General features: G+C 43.5%; 3 protein-coding genes. All 3 read right to left on the reverse strand.

The window, feature by feature from the left end; translation table 11 throughout:
• Positions 1-499 (reverse strand): DUF4373 domain-containing protein (locus E5355_RS19000; protein ID WP_136011549.1); only part of this gene is annotated, 499 nt, incomplete at its 3' end.
• 34 nt (positions 500-533) lie between these two features.
• Positions 534-881, reverse strand: coding sequence for an SH3 beta-barrel fold-containing protein (locus E5355_RS19005; RefSeq protein WP_136011550.1), 348 nt, complete (start codon positions 879-881; stop codon positions 534-536).
• Between the two features lie 159 nt (positions 882-1,040).
• Positions 1,041-1,268, reverse strand: coding sequence for a hypothetical protein (locus tag E5355_RS19010; protein WP_136011551.1), 228 nt, complete (start codon positions 1,266-1,268; stop codon positions 1,041-1,043).
• Positions 1,269-1,584 lie beyond the last annotated feature (316 nt).

Consider the following 1,584-nt stretch of genomic DNA (forward strand, 5'->3'; position numbering starts at 1 on the left):
CTTTGCTTTGTTTGGAATTGCATGCATTTTCGGGGAAAATGTCTGCATCCTGCGTGCAATTTTCCCGTTTTTGCGTGCAAGTCCTGTCCTTATCCGTTTTGTCCTCTTCCGTCTCTACCAGCAGATAGGGCAGGGTGGTGAGGTCCCTTTTCCTTCGTTTGGTGGCTTCCAGCCACACTTTCTGTATCTCGGTAGAGGTCAGTACCCCTTGTTCCTTATAGGTTTTGGGGTCGAAAAAGGTTTTCTCCACCAGGATGTCCACTATTCCCTGCATCTCCTGCTCGTTGATGTCCCTTCCTGCCTTGTTGGTGAACAGTGTGCATTGCTCCGCGTTCCATTTCAGGTAATATCCGTTTTCCTTGTATATCTTGCACAGCAGTTTCATTACCGCCGCCGTTCCTTTCAGTCCGAATCTGGCTTCCACCAGTTCCACTGCTATCTCTTCGAATAGATTTACTTTGAGGGGGAAGTATAGCATTCCCCCGTACATCATGGCCATTGCTTTTAGTGTTTTAATGATTGGTGATTCATGGTTAGCATACGGGTCTCCATTCCAGGAAGTTTTCCAGCTGGAAGGTTTTCCAAGCCTGCATTTCCACGTCCCAGAATGCTATGGTGCCCGCCACTCTTGTAATGTCGTAATTCTTGTTGAAGTCTGCCTTGTAGGGCATCAGGGTGGCTTTTACGAGTTTGAATGTCCCGTCCTGCTTGTGGTAGGCTATGACAGCATGCCCGTATTGCATATGGTCTATCAGGCTTTCTATCCGTCGGGCCATCCATGTGGCGCATGTTTCCGTGTAGTTCTTTTCCAGCATGATACGTATTTTCCATAGGTTTCTCAGTGCTTCGTGAAGTGAAGCGTTCTTTGTTGACTTTCTCATTTTGTAGTCTTTAGAATTAATAATTGTATTGGTTTGACAGGCGGTGTGGCTTCATCCTTACCAAAGTGGCGGCAAAGATAAGTGGTTTATTCCTTAAGTTGTTTATATTTAATTATTGTCAATAAGTTTCGTGGTTTCTGCCCTTTTTTGTTTTATTCCCTATATCTCTCCTGCTACCTTCATTTCCCGCCACACTTCACCGAACTCTTGTATTATGGTGCTTTCCGCCAGCCTTTTATGCTCAGGTGTCCTGAAGTCGAAATGTAGGTATGCCCATTGTGCCAATGCCTTATGGCTTGTCGGCTTTTCTTCTATAAAGTACCTTGACTTTTTCCATAGTATGATGTCTTTAATGACTTCTTTCCTGTATTGTGGCAGTATTCCCATAACCTCCCCGCTTGCGGGACGTCCTACTCCCGCTTTAGGAGCTGATATACCGTGCTTTACATTCGTTTCTAGGGTGTCTCTTTTTGTTTTTTTTCCTTACTTTGGAGTGTCTCTTTTGCCTTCATTCTCTAATGCTTTTGGGTTAATAATTAAAATTACTGTAGTTTGTAAAATAAATGCAAAGGTATGCCAAGTTTTCGTTTTTGTGGAGGAAAGGCGGGAATAAAAAATCGGGTTTTATCTTTATGATGGGTTAATACGTTGATATATAAATGGAAATGACTTTGGGCCGGAAGCGTTTTTTAAACGTTCGTTT

Source organism: Bacteroides muris (ex Afrizal et al. 2022) (assembly GCF_004793475.1).
Classification (GTDB): domain Bacteria; phylum Bacteroidota; class Bacteroidia; order Bacteroidales; family Bacteroidaceae; genus Bacteroides; species Bacteroides muris.